Here is a 16,567-nt window from a genome sequence, read left to right on the forward strand (position 1 = left end):
TCGCCGATGCGCGACACGATGCAGCTCGTCCCCATGGTCGTCGAGCAATCCAGCCGGGGCGAACGCTCCTTCGATATCTATTCCCGCCTGCTGCGCGAGAGGATCATCTTCCTCAACGGCGAGGTGAACGACGCGGTCTCCGCGCTCGTCTGCGCGCAGCTTCTCTTCCTGGAGGCGGAAGACCCGAAGAAGCCCATCCAGCTCTACGTCAATTCGCCCGGCGGGGTCGTTACCAGCGGCTTTGCCATGTACGACACCATGCGCTACATCCGCGCGCCCGTGCACACGCTGTGCATGGGCACGGCACGCTCGATGGGCTCGTTCCTGCTGATGGCGGGCGAACCCGGCACACGGGCGGCCCTGCCCAATTCCAGCATCCTCATCCACCAGCCGCTCGGCGGCTTTCAGGGGCAGGCCTCCGACATGCTCATCCACGCCGAGGAAATCCTGAAGACCAAGCAGCGCATGACGCGGCTCTATGCCGAGCATTGCGGCCGCAGCTACGAGGACTTCGAGCGCGCCATGGACCGCGATCGCTTCATGACGGCCGAGGAGGCTTTGGAATGGGGCCTGATCGACCGCATTCTCACCGAGCGCGCTATCGGCAAGATCCCTCGCGAGGGGAACTGACGGTCCGCGTCGAGAGCATGCCAGGTTCAGATTGAACCAGACATGCTCTAAATTCCTTTGTTTTCGTTTGTCTTTTCGGGAAAACCGGTGCCCACTTTTCCCTGACAAATTCTAGCGGACGGGCGCTTTCGCTGTCGGTGCAAAGCAAAAAGGCCGGAGCAGAGCCCCGGCCTTTTGCAATCCTTCGTGAAGATGCCTCAGTTGAGGCGGACCTTCACTTCGCTGATGGCGTTGTCGAAGAGCGACTTGCCGGTCGCGGCATCGGCCTTGGCGGCGATGACCTTTTCAGCGGCGGCGACAGCGAGGTCGACGGCAGCGGAACGCACGGCGTTGATCGCGTCGGCTTCCGCCTGCTTGATCTTCTGCTCGGAGAGCGCCGTGCGGCGGGTGACGTATTCCTCGGTCTTCTGCTTGGCTTCGGCCGTCAGGGCGCTTGCTTCGCGTTCAGCGGCGGCGACGATGCTGGCGGCTTCCGCTTCGGCATCCTTGCGCTTGCGCTGGTATTCGGCGAGCAGGTGCTGGGCTTCCTCGCGAAGACGCTTGGCTTCCGCCAGCTCGTTCTGGATCTTCTCGGCGCGGGCGTCGAGACCCTTTGCCATCATGCCCGGAACCTTGAGGTAGGCAATGAGAGCCAGGAACAGAAGGAGGCCGACAAAGGCGTAAAATGTTGCGTCGAATTCCATCGAAACCTCCCTTACTCGCTTGCAGCCGACTTAACGGCGGAAGCGATCTCGGCCTTGGTGGCCTTGGTGCCGATCAGCTGTTCGACGACGGCTGCCGTGGTTTCCTCGGCGATAGAGCCGACATCGGCAAGGGCCTTGGCCTTGATCTCGGCGATGCGCGTTTCGGCGCCGGCGATCTTGTCCTGCAGCGAGGCTTCGATCTTGGCGCGCTCGGCGTCGGCCTTGGCCTTGGCTTCGTCGCGGGCGGTCGAGGCGATCGCATTGCCCTTGGCACGGGCGGACGCAAGGTCCTGCTCGTAGGAGGCGACGGCGGCGTCGGCTTCCGCCTTCAGGCGGGAGGCTTCGTCGAGGTCCTGCGCGATGCGATCATGGCGCGTCTCGAGGATGCCGCCGATGCGCGGAATGACGACCTTCGACATGAGAAGGTAGAAAAGACCGAAGGTGATCGCGAGCCACAGGAGCTGCGATGCGAACGTGGTCTGGTCGAAAGGCGGGAAAACGCCGGAACCGGCTTCCTCGCCATGGGCGACACCCGTTTCGGTGTGCACTTCGCCTGCCGGCTGGGCCGCATGCGCGTCCGCAGGGGTCTCGTGCGAGGTTGCAGGAGTTTCCGCCTGGGCGATTTCAAAAGGGGTGGACTCGGCGGACGCCGGGGTCACAGACATGCTCACCTCCAGGGGGCACTCTCAGATCATGTACGGAACGTACGGTGGACCACGGCCCTTGCGGGGCCATGGTCCAGTCCTCGGCCGATATCAGACGGCGAAGAGGAGAAGGAGAGCGATGAGCAGCGAGAAGATGCCCAGAGCTTCCGTAACGGCGAAGCCGAATACGAGACGGCCGAACTGGCTGTCAGCAGCAGACGGGTTGCGCAGAGCGCCGGCCAGGTAGTTGCCGAAGATGTTGCCGAGGCCGAGAGCCGTGCCGGCGAGACCGAACGTGGCAAGACCTGCGCCGATGAACTTTGCTGCTTCCGCTTCCATGTTGAACTCCTTGAATGGGTTGTTGCGGCTTATGAGCGACGCCCGAGGGCGCCGACGACTGTTTCCTTAGTGACCACCCGGATGCACGGCATCGTTGAGGTACATGCATGTCAGAACTGCGAAGACATAGGCCTGCAGGAACGACACGAGGAATTCGAGACCGGTCAGGGCGACGGTCATGAGAAGGGGCAGGATCGAACCGACGACACCCACGGCGCCGAGCGCGCTCAGCGAGGTGACGAAGCCGGCGAAGACCTTGAGCGTGATGTGACCCGCCAGCATGTTGGCGAAAAGACGGATCGAGAGGCTGATCGGACGCGAGAGGAACGAGATGACCTCGATCGAGACGACCAGCGGCAGGAGCGCGCCGGGAACGCCCGACGGCACGAAGAGCTTCAGGAAGCCGAAGCCATGCTTGTAGAAACCGTAGAAGACCACCGTGCCGATGACGAGAAGCGCCAGGGCGAAGGTGACGATGATCTGGCTGGTGACCGTGAAGAAGTACGGCATCATGCCCAGAAGGTTCGCGGTGAGCACGAACATGAAGAGCGAGAACACGAACGGGAAGAACTTCATCCCGTGGCTGCCCGCCCCTTCCCGGAGCATCGAGGCGATGAACTCGTAGGACATTTCCGAAACCGACTGCATGCGGCTCGGAACGAGGCCGCGCTGGCCGGTCGTGAAATAGAGGAAGCCCGTGGCGGCCGCGACGGTCGCGACCATGAAGAGCGAAGCGTTGGTGAACGAGAAATCGATGCCGCCGATTTCGATCGGAACAATCTTGTTGACCAGGAACTGATGGGTCGGATCGTTGGACACCGTTTATCTCTCTCGCTTGCCCGCCTTTCGGCGGAAGTCACCCACTATTGAGACCGCGCCGTCAGGCGCCGTCCTTCGTCTTGGTTTCGTCCCGTCCGCTGTCCGGCCTGGCGTGCTCTCGGCCTGCCAGCCTGTCGACCGGATGGGGCGATGCCACCATGCCAGCCGCGCGCATGACGTTCAGAACGCCGGCACTGAAGCCAAGGAGCAGAAGAACGATCATCCCCCAAGGCCCTGTACCCGCAAAATGGTCCAAAAGATAGCCCAGAAGCGCCCCGACGATGACGGCCGCGACGAACTCGCTCGAGAGCTTCATGGCAACCGCATAGCCCGTACGGCTTTCGGCTGCGCGCGCCTCGGCGGCGGCGTCCGCCCCGTCTGTCTTGCGCTTTTCCGCGAGTTCCGCGTCCAGGCGCTTCAGCCGGTCTTCCAGACTTTCCTTTCGATCGTCGGTCATGGCGTCCTCCTCGTCGTTCCCGCCGGCGCTTTCGCCCCATTGCGGACATATTGAAGGCTAGGATTCAAGCCGTATCCGACCCCTTTTGAAGTCGGCCGCAACATAGTTTTAGGTGCCAGCATAGTCAAGGCATGGCGAAGCTTTGCGCAACAGCAAATATAATCTGGAAAATCAATAACTTACAAAGATTCACGCGTCGAGCGCGACTCTCTGTCCCGGGAATCGCCGGGGGTGTGGCGTGGACTCACCACGCCGGGGCGCATGCCTTTCGCGCCTCAGCTCCAGCCGCCGCCATAGGTGCGGTAGAAGATATGCTTGCCGATCTTGGCGACGCGCTTCATGGTCCGGCCCCAGGGCGGGCTGACATAGGTCGCGTGATAATGGGTCGCCGAGCCGACGTCCTCGAACCAGATCTTGCCGGCCGTAACGGCCATGGCGATCTCCTTGGCCGTCTTCCAGTGCCAGGGCGAGAGGATGAGGTCGGGAATGCGGTCGCAGGCGAAGGAGAACTGGCAGCGGTTGCGCCAGTTTTCGTTCTGGTAGACGACGCCGCAGATGGTTTTCGGATAGGCGGGATTGCGCACGCGGTTGAGGATGACCTGGGCAACGGCGGCCTGGCCCTTCACCTCCTCGCCGCGCGCCTCGAAATAGATGCCTTCCGCAAGGCATTTCTGTTCCTTGGCGGTGAAGACTTCCGCCGGCAGCGCCGTCGCGGCCCAGGCGTGATCGTCGGGCGAAATGTCGGGGATGAAGCGGCCGAGTTCCTTCTTCGGCTTCAGGATCGAATCGAAGGGCGATTCCCGGGCATAGTCCGGCTCGACGCGCGCATAGGCGGTCGCCAGGATGTCGGCCTTGTCGTTGGTGACCAGGCTGGCGATGACCGGCGAGACGCCGATATTCCCGTGGACCGACTGCTTCTTGTAGAAGGCCGTCGCGATCTCGATTTCCTTGCCCTTGATGTCGGACTTGGCGAAGGCCATGCGCTGGCCCGTGTCGAAGACCGGCGAGAGGAGCGAGCTGGTGCGCTCGAGGATGGAGCCGGCCGTGAAGTCCTTCGGCGGCAGGACGGGCATGACCGCGACGATGCGGCCCTTCTTGTCGCGGCGGTTGATACGGTCTTCGTCGGGGATGGCGCCATTGCCCTTGTGCTCGCTGCGCACGGCCGCCTTCATGCCGCCCGGCAGTTCCACCCCTGCCCCGCTTTCGATGCCGCCGGTGATCATGGCGTCGGCGAACTCGATCTCCACCTCGTGCACGGAGCCGGCGGGAGAGCGGGTCAGCACCATGGTCTGGTTGCCGCCCTTGCGGTTGAGGCCGGCGAGATAGGTGGCGAGGTCCGTATGGGCGGACGGCGTGGGCAGGACGGCGGCGATGCCGAGGCCGAGCGCCAGGGGGATTTTCCATTCCCGCTTCAGATATGCGAAGAAGCGGCCTGCACCTGCATGACGAATGCTACGCTTACGCAACTGACTACTCCGCACCCTGATGCGCGCGCAGGCCCTGCCGCCGGCCTGAACCGGCGTGTCTTCCTGCCCGGATTGTTCGTATGGGAGCCGGCCGCGCCGAAGCACGGGCCCGAAGCGGCTCGTTCTCAGGGTAAAATGAAGCATTAACCTTGATGCTTGGTTAATGCGGAAAGACGCGAATGGGGGAGGCTGCCGCCTCCCCTTCACGTTTTCGTCAGATCACGACATGCGAGCCGAGCTCGACCACGCGGTTGGTCGGCAGGCGGAAGTAGTCGGAGGGATCGGTGGCGAGGTTGGCGAGCGCAATGAACAGGCGGTCCTGCCACATCGGCATGCCGGACTGCGCATCGGGCACCAGCTTGCGCCGGCCGAGATAGAACGAGGTCGACATGATGTCGAACTTGTGGCCCGCCTTGCGCATCAGACCGAGGCCATGGGAGACGTTCTGCGTCTCCATGAAGCCGAAGCGCATTTCGATGCGTGAGAATCGCTCCGAGATCGGTTCCACGGAGAATCGCTCGGCCGGGATGACGCGCGGCGTGTTGGCGGTCTTGACCGTCAGGATGAAGTTCTTCTCGTGCAGCACGTGATTGTGCTTGATGTTGTGCAGCAGCGCGGCGGGGGCGAAATCGGGATCGCTGGTGAGGAAGATCGCCGTGCCGCTCACCTGGACCGGCGCATGGGCGCTGTGCTTTTCCACCGACTTGATGAAGGCCGGCAGCGGCACTTCGATGCGGCGCGTCTTGTCGCGCAGGATGCGGGTGCCGCGCGTCCAGGTCCACATCAGGACGACGACCGCGGCGGCGATCGTCACCGGCACGTAGCCGCCGTCATGCACCTTGAGGAGGTTGGCGCCGAGGAAGGTGAGTTCCAGCAGGAAGAGCGGCAGCAGCGCGGCGGTGGCGGCGAGCGGCGTCCAGCGCCAGCGCATGCGCAGGAACTCGAAGGCGAGCACGGTCGTCACCACCATCGCGCCGGTGACGGAGATGCCATAGGCCGTCGCCAGGGCCTCGGACGAGCCGAAGATGAAGACCAGCAGCATGACGCCGAAGAGCAGCACGGTGTTGACGCCCGGCAGGTAGATCTGGCCGGTTTGGGTTTCCGAGGTGTGGAAGATTTCCATGCGCGGCAGGAAGCCGAGATGGATGGCCTGGCGCGTCAGCGAGAAGGCGCCCGTTATCACCGCCTGGCTGGCGATGATGGTGGCGGCCGTCGCGAGGATGACGACGGGCAGCAGCGCCCATTTCGGGAACATCAGGAAGAACGGGTTGGAAATGGTCTCGGGATGGGCGAGCACCAGTGCGCCCTGGCCGAGATAGTTCAGCGTCAGCGCCGGGAAGACCAGGCAGAACCAGGCCCACTGGATCGGCCGACGGCCGAAATGGCCAAGGTCGGCATAGAGCGCTTCCGCGCCGGTGACCGTCAGGAACACCGCCCCGAGCACGACGAGGCCGACATAGCCCTCGTTCAGCATGAAGAGCACGGCGTAATAGGGGTTGAAGGCGGCGAGGATGCCGAGATCGTCGCTGATATGCGTGACGCCGCCGAGGCCCATGACGATGAACCAGACGGCGGTGATCGGCCCGAAGAACTTCGACACCGCAGCCGTGCCGAGCGACTGCACGGCAAAGAGCATGACGAGAATGACGACGGAGATGGGCACGACATAGTCGCCGAGCGTCGGCGTCACCAGCTTCAGGCCCTCCACCGCCGAGAGAACCGAAAGCGCCGGCGTGATCATGGCGTCGCCGATGAAGAGCGCCGCGCCGATCGCGCCGAGGAAGAACAGCACGGGCGCATGGCTGCCGGCCGTCTTGGACAGCAGCGCCAGCAGGGAGAGCGTGCCGCCCTCGCCGTGGTTGTCGGCGCGCAGCAGGAAGAGCACGTATTTCAGCGTGACGATGATCGTCAGCGTCCAGATCATCAGCGAGATGAGACCGATGATCTCGACGCGCTCGACGCCGTCGTGGGCCACGGGCCGCAGCGCCTCGCGGAAGGCGTAGAGCGGGCTGGTGCCGATGTCGCCATAGACGACGCCGACGGAGCCGAGGGAGAGAAGGAACAACGTGCGCGCCCGGCCGTGGGAATGCGGTGCGCTACCGGAATGTGCGTGCATGGGGCTAACAGGCTCTAGAGCCAGCCTTTCCAGCGGAAAAAGAAGAAGGGAAGAATCGCCGACAGCACCATGGCCGCAAGCGTCATCGGATAGGCGGCGGCAACGTGCAGTTCCGGCATGAATTCAAAGTTCATGCCGTAGATGGAGGCGATCAGCGTCGGCGGCAGCAGCACCACCGAGGCAATCGAGAAGATCTTGATGATGGCGTTCTGCTCGAGATTGATGAGGCCGAGCGAGGCATCGAGCAGGAAGGTGATGTTGCCGGCGACGAAGCCGGCATGTTCGGACAGCGACTGCACGTCGCGCGTCACCGTGCGGCAGAGTTCCAGACTGTCGCGGTCGGATTGCAGCGACGGCAGCGCATGCAGGAAGGTCAGCATGCGCGAGAGCGACATCAGGCTGTCGCGCGTCTTGGCGATGAGCCGGTGCAGCGCGGAGACCTGCACGACGCGGTCTTCGAGATAGCGCGGCGGACGGCGGGACAGGTGGCGCTTGTCGCCGAACACTTCGAGCGACAGCGTGTCGGCGCGCGAGACGGCGATCTCGAGGATTTCCGCCGTGCGGTCGGCGATGGTTTCGAGAAGGCGCGTGATCATCACGGTCGGCGAGGAACAGCCGCCGGGAATGCGGTGCATCGCGCTCTTGAAGAGGACGAAGGAACGCGGCTCGGCATAGCGCACGGTCAGAAGCTTGCCCGCCGTCAGGATGAAGGCGACATCGGTCAGCTGCGGCAGGTCGCTTTCCGCCTTCACCATCAGCGAGGCGGTCATGTAGGCAGCGTTGCCGTCCGTGTAGAGACGGCTGGAGGGCTCGATGTCCTTGAGTTCGTCGCGGGTCGGCACTTCGATGCCGAGCACGCGCTCGATCAGCGCCTCTTCGTCGCGGGTGGGTTCGACGAGATCGACCCACACGGCGCCGGCAAGTGCGGCGGCGGCGTTGGAATCGGTTTCAGTGGGCAGGGCGCGCGCCTCGCCGTTGGAACGGAAAACCGTGATCACCGGCGAATGGCTCCAGAACGGACCATCGCTCACACTCCTGATTGAACCCGCCCATCAGCGGTCGGCCGCGCATATTGCGCGGCGCAACATAAAAATCAAGCTACCGTCGATGAACGCCGAAGGGCGGTGAAGGTTCGGCTATTCGAACACGATGGCGGGCGCGTCGCGCCCGCCCTTGCCCTGCGCCGTTTCCAGCTCCTGCCAGACGCGCGCCGCGATCTGGCGATAGACCTTCGCCGCCGCGCCGTCCGGATTGGAGACGACGACGGGCGTGCCGGCATCCGAGGTCTCACGGATATCCATGGTCAGCGGCACTTCGCCGAGGAAGGGCACGCCGATGCGCTCGGCCTCCTTGCGCGCGCCGCCATGACCGAAGATGTCGTAGCGGTTGCCGGTGTCGGGGGCGATGAAATAGCTCATGTTCTCGACGATGCCGAGCACCGGCACCTCGACCTTGCTGAACATGTTGAGGCCCTTGCGCGCATCGATGAGCGCGAGGTCCTGCGGGGTCGAGACGATGACGGCGCCGGCGAGCGGCACCTGCTGGGCCATGGTGAGCTGGGCATCGCCCGTGCCCGGCGGCATGTCGACGACGAGCACGTCGAGATCGCCCCAGGCGACCTCGCGCAGCATCTGCATCAGCGCCGACTGGATCATCGGGCCGCGCCAGATCATCGCCACCTCCTCGTCGACGAGGAAGCCCATGGACATGACCTTGATGCCGTAGTTCTCCATCGGCTTGATCATGCGGCCTTCCAGCTGCTGCGGCCGGCCGGAAATCTTCAGGAGCCGCGGCATGGAGGGGCCGTAGATGTCGGCATCGAGAATGCCGACGCGAAGCCCGTTCGCCTTCAGCGCCAGCGCAAGATTGACCGCGGTGGTCGACTTGCCGACGCCGCCCTTGCCGGAGGCGACCGCGATGATCGCGCCGACGCCGGGGATGCCGGATTTGGCGCGCTGCTGCGGCTGGCCGGCGGGCGCGGCGTGGCTGTGGCCCGCATGGTTGTGACCGGCATGGCTATGGCCGGCATGGTCGTGAGCGGCGCCGCGGCCGGGCGGCGGCGGTGCGGCCGCGCGCGACGCGGCGGGGCCGGCGGCGGCGCGCTTGTCGGCGGTCAGCGCCACCATGGCGGCCTTGATGCCGGGGATTTCCTTGACGACGCGCTCGGCGGCGGCGCGCATCGGATCGAGCTCGCGGGCGCGCTCGGCCGGCACGGTGATGGAGAAATAGGCCTTGCCGTCGGAAATGAAGACATCGGAAACGAGGCCGAGATCGACGATGTTGCCGTCCATGTCAGGCCCGCGCACCGTGCGCAGCCGTTCCAGCACCTGTTCCTTGCTTACGTCAGTCATGAAACCCTCGAATAGCCTGTCGCGGCGTAGCAGCCCTTCGCCGTAAATAGTGCACGGGAAGCCCGTCGCCAAACGAATTCACCTGCGACGGGAAGCAGCAGCTTTGCGGCGATGTCAGGCAATCAGCCCGCGGCGGATGGCCTTGACGACGGCCTGGGTGCGGTTGACCGCCTCGAGCTTGCGGGTGACCTGGTTGAGGTAGTGGTTCACCGTATGCTCGGAGAGGCCGAGGATTTCGGCGATCTCCAGGCTCGTCTTGCCCGCCGCCGTCCAGCTCAGGCACTGGATCTCGCGGTCGGTGAGCACGACCTGGCCGGACTTCCAGGCCGAGCCGATCTCGGCGAGGCGGTTGAAGAGATGCACGGAGATCATCTGCAGCATCAGCCGGTCGTCGCGGCCGAGCGTCGCGCTCTCGCCGCCCCAGACGATGGCGCCGCGATTGCCGAGCGCGTCATGCACCGGGAAGAAGTGACCGACCAGCATGCCATGACCCGTCATGACATCGAGCAGTTCGGAGAAATCGGCATTCTCGGAGGATTCGCCGATCCATTCGCGCATGTCGTAGGAGAAGGGCACGGTGGTCAGCCGCAGCTTGCGGATGCCGGCGCTGTGGCGAACCATGCGCATCGTGTCGTATTTGGCGAGGATTTCCTGCGGCCAGTTGCTGACGATGGAGTAGGCGGAGAGTTTTTCGGCCTCGAAACCCGGCAGGGTGAAGACGATGAAGTATTTGAGACCGTATTCCTCGCATTTGCGCCGCATGTAGCGCACGATGTCGAACTGCGTTTCCAGGGCGGCGATCTCGGCGCCTTCGTCCTGGATCTGATTTGCGCCGCTGCTGGTTTCGTCAGCCGTCATGGTGCCCCGCAATGGTTATTCCTGCCTTCACGCAATTGGAGCGGGACCGCACGCATTCCAGAGAGTCGCAAGGGTTATTATTATTATGCATCAGTTCAAAAGTCCGGCGCGGATCGCCTTGGCGACCGCTTGAACCCGGTTGACCGCATCGAGCTTGCGCGTCGCACGGTTCAGGTAATGATTGACCGTATATTCCGAGAGACCGAGAATTTCGGACATTTCGACGCTGGTCTTGCCGGCCGAGGCCCAGGAAAGGCACTCGATCTCGCGGCGCGACAGCGAAACGTTCTGCCGGCGGCCGGCGCGCAAATCCACGACCTCGGTGAAGATGGCGTTGGCCAGTGCGTTGAGTTCGGCCATTTCCTGCGAATTGAACGCCTCACGCGTGCCGCCGAAGGCGAGCGCACCGCGCAGGCCCGCGGAATTGTGCGCCGGGAAATAGGCCCCGCGCGACAGGCCGTGCCTGTCGAAGAGGCTCGCCGCAATCGCCGCCTTGCCATCGGCGCGGCGGCGGTTCGTGCGGTCCGCGTCGTAGGTGAAGGGGTTGGTGCTCTGGCGCAGCCGCTCGATGACCGGGCTGCCGAAGATCAGACCGGCATGGTCGTAGGTCTTCAGCATCTCGTCCGGCCAGGACGTCAGCAGAACGTTGGAAGAGAAATCGGTCGACGTCTCGGAGGGAACGTTGATCAGCAGGTAGCCGCGAAGGCCGTAACGCTTGACGATCAGGTCGAGCTTTTCGGCGACGCTTTCCTCCGACCCCAGAGCCGAGAGACCCGAGCCCCAGCGGTTCTGGAAGTGTGCAGATGTCGTATGGAATCGATCCGCCATGTCCATCTTCCTTCAGCAACGCACGCGAATGCAGGGGCAGACCCTGCCCGTACATTTCACTTGCTTGCCTCAGGAACCCCCGTATCCCAATGCAAGTATTTTCGAGAACCGCGCCTCAAGATCGCGGTGAGCGACGCAACGCAGAGGCTGGTCGTGAGGGAAGCTAATGGCGCCCCCAATCCACGTCCAGCGCGATTTTCTAATTTACCGTAAAATAGGGCGATAAGACAACTCTGCGACCACTTGATACCTCATAAATCGACTTACCGTTGCGGGCCGAGCTTTGCAGCCAGCTCGCCCATGATGGCGCGGGCCGCTTCAAGCACGCGCGGCGCCCATTCCTGAAGCTGCGCCTCGCTGACCCGATAGGCCGGCCCGGTGACGGAAACGCCCGCCACCAGCGCGCGGCCGGCATCGAAAACCGGCGCGGCGACACAGCGGATGCCCGTTTCGTGCTCCTCCCGGTCGAAGGCGATGCCGCTTTCGCGAATCTCTGCCAGTTCGGTGAAAAGCGCGGCGCGGCCGGCAAGCGTCTGCGGCGTATAGCGGCGGAACTCCAGGCCGGCGAGCGCCGCATCCAGTGCGGCCGCATCGAGCACGGAAAGCGCCGCCTTACCGACACCCGTGCAATAGGCGGGCGAGGCATTGCCGATCTGCGAGTTCATGCGCACCGCCTGCCGGCTCTCCACCTTGTCGAGATAGATGATCTCGCGCCCGCGCAGCACGCCGAGATGCACCGTCTCACCGGTTTCCCGGTGCAGCGCCTCCAGAAAGGGCGCGGCGACGGCACGGAAATCGTTGCGCGCCCAGCTGGTGGAGGCGAGCTTGAGGAGGCGCAGGCCCGGCACATAGGCATGATCGGGCCTCAGCTCCAGCAGCCCCTCCTGCACCAGATGGGAAAGCTGGCGGTGCAGCGTGCCGCGCGGCTGGCCGCTGACGGCAAGCACATCGGTAAAGCGCAGGGGCCGTTCGGAGAGCGCCACCGTTTCCAGCACGGTCATGGCCTTGCCCAGCGTGCCGGTGCCGCCGTCGTCTTCCCGCTCGCGCGCCATGGCTAAGCTCCCCATTCCACCTTGACAGCATTGCACGATAGCGAAATAATTCCAAATAGTCAAACTTAGTTCCAAATAATGGAACTTCTTCTCAGGAGAGCACGGATGGCGGGCCGCTACCCGGACCTCGCAGGACAGGGCGTTCTCGTCACCGGCGGCGGCTCGGGCATCGGCGCGGCGCTGGTCGCCGGCTTCGCGGCCGAGGGCGCACGGGTCGCCTTTCTCGACATCGCCGAGGTGGAAAGCCGCGCGCTCGTCTTAGAACTCGAAGGCAAGGTCGCCCACCTGCCGCACTATATCCATGTCGACCTTCGCGACATCGCGGCCCTGCGCGCGGCCGTCGAAGATGCCGCGACTGCGCTTGGCGGCCTTCGCGTGCTCGTCAACAATGCCGCCCGCGACGACCGACAGGAACTCGATACCGTCGAGCCCGACGACTGGGACGAGAACCAGGCGGTGAACCTGCGCCATCATTTCTTCGCCGCCCAGGCCGCCGCGCACCATATGAAGAAGGCGGGCGGCGGGGCGATCGTCAATTTCTCCTCCATCGCCTTCCTGCTCAACATGGGCGAGCTTCCCGCCTATGCCACCGCCAAGGCCGGCATTATCGGCCTGACCAAATCGCTCGCCGGCAAGCTCGGTCCGGATGGCATCCGCGTCAACGCCATCCTGCCCGGCATGGTGCTGACCGAGCGGCAGAAGCGCCTGTGGATCGATGAGGCGGACATGGCCGCCGGCATCGCCCGGCAATGCCTGAAGCGCCCGCTGCTTGCCGACGACATGGTCGGCCCCTGCCTTTTCCTGGCGTCGGAGGCCTCCGCCGCCATCACCGCCCAAACGCTCATCGTCGATGGAGGCATGCTCTGATGACCACTCCCGCCCTGGAACCCGCCTATGTCGCGGTCGACTGGGGAACCTCCAGTTTCCGCCTCTGGCTCATCGGCCGCGATGGCAGCGTCATTGCCGAGCGCCGCAGCGGCGACGGCATGACGACGGCCGCCCGCACCGGCTTTGCCGAGGTGCTGAACGCTCACCTCGCCGCCGTCTCGGCGCCCGCGGACCTGCCGGTGCTCATCTGCGGCATGGCGGGCGCCAAGCAGGGCTGGATCGAGGCCGGCTATCTCGATACGCCCGCTGCCCTTGCCGACATTCCCGCCGCCGCCGTGCGCATTCCCGGCGTTGCGGCCGATATCCGCATCCTGCCCGGCCTTGCCCAGCGCGACGCCGTGACGCCCGACGTCATGCGCGGCGAGGAAACGCAGCTTCTCGGCGCGGCCAACGCGCTTGGCACGGGCGACCATCTCGTCTGCATGCCCGGCACGCACAGCAAATGGGTGCGTCTTTCCGGCGGCAGGGTCACCGGCTTCTCCACCTTCATGACCGGCGAACTGTTCGAGGCCATCGCCCGCAACACGATCCTCAGCCATGCCATCGCCGAGGCCGGCGCGATCTCCGGCGAGAATGCCGCCTTCCGCGCCGCCGTGGCCCGCATGGTCGAGACGCCGGCGCTGGCGACCAGCCAGCTCTTTTCCGTGCGTGCCGGCTCCCTCATCGCCGGCCTTTCACCCGACGATGCCAAGGCGCGCCTTTCCGGCACGCTGATCGGGCTGGAAATCGCGGGCGCGCTGTCGCTCGTCGCCGATGGAACGCCCGTCGCGCTCGTGGTGTCGGGCGGGCTCGGCGCGCTTTACGAGGCCGCGCTCGCCGCCGCCGGCCTTGCCCCCACCCTCATCGATGCCGATACCGCCGTGCGCAACGGCCTTGCCGCGGGCGCCAAGGCGCTCTGGTCCCTCTGAGAAAGTCGAAGAACATGAGCCGCATCCCCTTCCCCGCCATGAAATATCCCCTCATCGCCATCCTGCGCGGCCTGAAGCCGGCCGAAACCGAGGATGTCGTCGGCGCACTGATCGAGACGGGCTTCACCGCCATCGAGATCCCGCTGAACTCGCCGGAGCCCTTCAAGTCCATCGAGATCGCCGTGAAGATGGCGCCCGAGGGATGCCTGATCGGCGCCGGCACCGTGCTGACCGTCGCCGACGTCAACCGCCTCGCCGATGTCGGCGGGCGACTGATGGTGAGCCCCAATGTCGAGCCTGAGGTCATCTCCACCGCCGCCGCCAAGGGCATGGTGACGATGCCGGGCGTCTTCACGCCCACGGAGGCGCTTGCCGCCGCCCGCGCCGGCGCGACGGGCCTCAAGTTCTTCCCGGCCAGCGTGCTCGGCCCGTCCGGCATCCAGGCGATCCGCGCCGTGCTGCCGGCCGAACTGGAAATCGCCGCCGTCGGCGGCGTGTCGGACAAGAACTTCGCCGACTATGCCGCCATCGGCATCCGCAGCTTCGGCCTCGGCTCCAGCCTCTACAAGCCGGGCATGGACGGCAGCGAGGCGCGCGCCCGCGCCAGGGCGACGATCGAGACCTATGACGCCGTCTATGGAGCCGGCCGATGAGCGAGACCCACGCCTTTACCGGCCGCGTGCTCTGCGAGGCCGCCTGCCAGCTCGGCGAAGGGGCGACCTATGACCCGGCGAGCGGCAAGGCCTTCTGGTTCGACATCAAGGGCCAGAAACTGCACGAACTGCACCTCGCCACCAGGACGAAGGCCGTGCACGACCTGCCCTTCCTCGGCAGTGTGCTCGCGGTCGTCGACGCGGCGCGCCAGCTCATCGTTTCCGACCAGGGCCTTTTCCTCCGCACCGTGGCGGACGGCCGGCTGACGCCCTTCCTCACGCTCGAGGACAAGGCCGTCAACCGCTCCAACGACGGGCGCGTGCACCCTTGCGGCGCGCTGTGGGCGAGCACGATGGGGCGCAGCGCCGAAAAGCACTCCGGCGCGATCTACCACGTCGCCGGCACGGTGGTGACGAAGCTCTTCTCCAACATCACCATCGCGAACAGCATCTGCTTCTCGCCGGACGGCGGCACCGGCTACTTCGTCGATTCGGCCGTCAACCGGCTGATGCGCGTGGCGCTCGATGCAAAGACCGGGCTTCCGACCGGCGAGCCGGAAGGCCTCAGCGACCAGAGCGGAACGCCGGGAGACGTGGACGGCTCGGTCTGCGATGCCGAAGGGCTGATCTGGAATGCGCGCTGGGGCGGCAACGGGATCGACGTCTACACACCCGACGGCACGAAGGTCGCGCACCATCACGTGCCGGCGCTGCAGACGACCTGCCCCGCTTTCATCGGCGAAAAGGCCGACCGGCTGCTGGTCACCTCCGCCTGGGCGGACATGGACGGTGCGGCGCGCCGCGCCGATCCCTTGGCAGGCCAGACCTTCGAGCTCGGCATCGCGGTGAAGGGCCGCTTCGAACCGACCTTCACCCTCTGACGTCCGCCCGCAGTTTCGGACGGGAAACGGCCATCCTGAGCGTGGTGGCCGTTTCTTTTTGCATGGCTGCGACGAAAAAGAAGGCAATTTTCATCGGAACCAAACCCTGACGACCTCGTTCCTTGTCCATCAGCCGGTGCGGACGGGCACTTTCCAAAACCGCCGCCGCGCCTTGATACCAACGAGACGAAAGGCAGATTTACCATGACCAAGAAACTTCTTACTTCCGTTGCCGCTGGTGCACTTTTCCTGGGCGCGGCTCTGGCTCCGGCAGCATATGCACAGGACACCAACCAGCCGGCGGCCGGCCAGACCCAGACCATGGAACAGCAGCCGGGCATGACCGGTGACGCAGCCACGGGCACGACCCCTGACGATACGGCCGCAAACCCGGCCACGACGCCGACCGAGGACACGGCCCAGACGCCGGCCACCAGCACGGATACGGATACCGCCCAGACCCCGGCAACGCCGAGCGAAGATACCGCACAGGCTCCGGCCGCTGGCGGCGACTATCTGACGGCCCAGTCGGAAGAACAGATCAGCGCCAACACCTATATCGGTCAGGCGGTCTACAACAGCGCCGATGAAAGCATCGGCAAGATCTCCGACCTGATCATGGAGAAGGATGGCGGCATCACCGCAGCCATCATCGGTGTCGGCGGCTTCCTGGGCATCGGCGAGAAGTGGGTCGCCGTACCGTTCGAGAAGATCGCGATCACGCAGGTTCCCGATTCCGATGACGTCAAGCTGACGACGACGGAAACCGCAGAAAGCCTGCAGGCAGCGCCGGAATTCAAGACAAGGGCGCAGCAGGTCGCGGAACGTCAGGCCAATACTCCGGTGGACAACTCGACGACCTCGTCGACGACCACGACCACGGAAACGGCCCCGACCACGACCCAGCCGGCCGAATAACCCGGCGGGTTCCCCTGACCTCCAGCCCGGTGGCGTTCCCCTGCGCCGCCGGGCTTTTTCATGCGCCGATGGGAGA

18 protein-coding genes are annotated in these 16,567 nt (G+C 65.0%); 6 read left to right on the forward strand and 12 right to left on the reverse strand.

Annotated features, from left to right (window positions below; translation table 11 throughout):
* Window positions 1-6 precede the first annotated feature (6 nt).
* Window positions 7-630, forward strand: coding sequence for an ATP-dependent Clp protease proteolytic subunit (locus V8U06_RS11790; protein WP_427140768.1), 624 nt, complete (start codon window positions 7-9; stop codon window positions 628-630).
* A 197-nt stretch (window positions 631-827) separates the two neighbouring features.
* Here V8U06_RS11790 and V8U06_RS11795 read toward each other — a convergent pair whose 3' ends face one another.
* From V8U06_RS11795 to V8U06_RS11850, 12 genes are all read right to left on the reverse strand, one after another.
* Complete coding sequence (locus V8U06_RS11795; protein ID WP_427140769.1) at window positions 828-1,313, reverse strand: F0F1 ATP synthase subunit B; 486 nt, start codon at window positions 1,311-1,313, stop codon at window positions 828-830.
* An 11-nt stretch (window positions 1,314-1,324) separates the two neighbouring features.
* A complete protein-coding gene (locus tag V8U06_RS11800; protein ID WP_226920156.1) occupies window positions 1,325-1,978 on the reverse strand; it encodes a F0F1 ATP synthase subunit B in 654 nt (217 codons plus the stop codon).
* A 90-nt stretch (window positions 1,979-2,068) separates the two neighbouring features.
* Complete coding sequence (locus tag V8U06_RS11805) at window positions 2,069-2,296, reverse strand: F0F1 ATP synthase subunit C (protein ID WP_024270186.1); 228 nt, start codon at window positions 2,294-2,296, stop codon at window positions 2,069-2,071.
* 66 nt (window positions 2,297-2,362) lie between these two features.
* A complete protein-coding gene (locus tag V8U06_RS11810; protein ID WP_226920157.1) occupies window positions 2,363-3,115 on the reverse strand; it encodes a F0F1 ATP synthase subunit A in 753 nt (250 codons plus the stop codon).
* Window positions 3,116-3,176: 61 nt separating this feature from the next.
* Window positions 3,177-3,572 (reverse strand): AtpZ/AtpI family protein, encoded by a 396-nt coding sequence (locus V8U06_RS11815; RefSeq protein WP_226920158.1) that lies wholly within the window; start codon window positions 3,570-3,572, stop codon window positions 3,177-3,179.
* 275 nt (window positions 3,573-3,847) lie between these two features.
* Window positions 3,848-5,023, reverse strand: coding sequence for a cell wall hydrolase (locus V8U06_RS11820; protein ID WP_427140854.1), 1,176 nt, complete (start codon window positions 5,021-5,023; stop codon window positions 3,848-3,850).
* A 229-nt stretch (window positions 5,024-5,252) separates the two neighbouring features.
* Window positions 5,253-7,154, reverse strand: a complete 1,902-nt coding sequence (locus V8U06_RS11825; protein WP_427140770.1) for a potassium transporter Kup — start codon at window positions 7,152-7,154, stop codon at window positions 5,253-5,255.
* A 14-nt stretch (window positions 7,155-7,168) separates the two neighbouring features.
* Entirely contained in the window at window positions 7,169-8,152 is a 984-nt protein-coding gene (locus V8U06_RS11830; protein ID WP_427140855.1) for a magnesium transporter CorA family protein, read from the reverse strand.
* 138 nt (window positions 8,153-8,290) lie between these two features.
* The gene (gene apbC / locus V8U06_RS11835) at window positions 8,291-9,505 is read right to left on the reverse strand and encodes an iron-sulfur cluster carrier protein ApbC (RefSeq protein WP_427140771.1); all 1,215 of its coding nucleotides are present in this window, start codon (window positions 9,503-9,505) and stop codon (window positions 8,291-8,293) included.
* Window positions 9,506-9,619: 114 nt separating this feature from the next.
* Window positions 9,620-10,363: a helix-turn-helix transcriptional regulator gene (locus V8U06_RS11840; protein WP_427140772.1), complete on the reverse strand. Its 744-nt coding sequence runs from the start codon at window positions 10,361-10,363 to the stop codon at window positions 9,620-9,622.
* Between the two features lie 90 nt (window positions 10,364-10,453).
* On the reverse strand, window positions 10,454-11,191 hold the full coding sequence (locus V8U06_RS11845) for a helix-turn-helix transcriptional regulator (protein ID WP_427140773.1): 738 nt from the start codon (window positions 11,189-11,191) through the stop codon (window positions 10,454-10,456).
* A gap of 263 nt (window positions 11,192-11,454) precedes the next feature.
* On the reverse strand, window positions 11,455-12,243 hold the full coding sequence (locus tag V8U06_RS11850) for an IclR family transcriptional regulator (RefSeq protein WP_427140774.1): 789 nt from the start codon (window positions 12,241-12,243) through the stop codon (window positions 11,455-11,457).
* Window positions 12,244-12,348: 105 nt separating this feature from the next.
* On the opposite strand from V8U06_RS11850, the gene V8U06_RS11855 reads away from it, so the two are divergent.
* The 5 genes from V8U06_RS11855 to V8U06_RS11875 all read left to right on the forward strand — a co-directional run bounded on the left by V8U06_RS11855 (window position 12,349) and on the right by V8U06_RS11875 (window position 16,491).
* The gene (locus V8U06_RS11855) at window positions 12,349-13,110 is read left to right on the forward strand and encodes an SDR family NAD(P)-dependent oxidoreductase (RefSeq protein ID WP_427140775.1); all 762 of its coding nucleotides are present in this window, start codon (window positions 12,349-12,351) and stop codon (window positions 13,108-13,110) included.
* Complete coding sequence (locus V8U06_RS11860; RefSeq protein ID WP_427140776.1) at window positions 13,110-14,039, forward strand: 2-dehydro-3-deoxygalactonokinase; 930 nt, start codon at window positions 13,110-13,112, stop codon at window positions 14,037-14,039. The genes V8U06_RS11855 and V8U06_RS11860 overlap by 1 nt, the downstream gene beginning before the upstream one ends.
* A gap of 14 nt (window positions 14,040-14,053) precedes the next feature.
* Window positions 14,054-14,692: a 2-dehydro-3-deoxy-6-phosphogalactonate aldolase gene (locus V8U06_RS11865; RefSeq protein ID WP_427140777.1), complete on the forward strand. Its 639-nt coding sequence runs from the start codon at window positions 14,054-14,056 to the stop codon at window positions 14,690-14,692.
* Window positions 14,689-15,573: an SMP-30/gluconolactonase/LRE family protein gene (locus V8U06_RS11870; RefSeq protein ID WP_427140778.1), complete on the forward strand. Its 885-nt coding sequence runs from the start codon at window positions 14,689-14,691 to the stop codon at window positions 15,571-15,573. Before V8U06_RS11865 ends, V8U06_RS11870 begins: the two co-directional genes overlap by 4 nt.
* Window positions 15,574-15,777: 204 nt before the next feature.
* Entirely contained in the window at window positions 15,778-16,491 is a 714-nt protein-coding gene (locus V8U06_RS11875; RefSeq protein ID WP_427140779.1) for a PRC-barrel domain-containing protein, read from the forward strand.
* The last annotated feature ends 76 nt before the right edge of the window (window positions 16,492-16,567 follow it).

Source organism: Shinella sp. G-2, from assembly GCF_050172695.1.
Classification (GTDB): Bacteria; Pseudomonadota; Alphaproteobacteria; order Rhizobiales; family Rhizobiaceae; genus Shinella.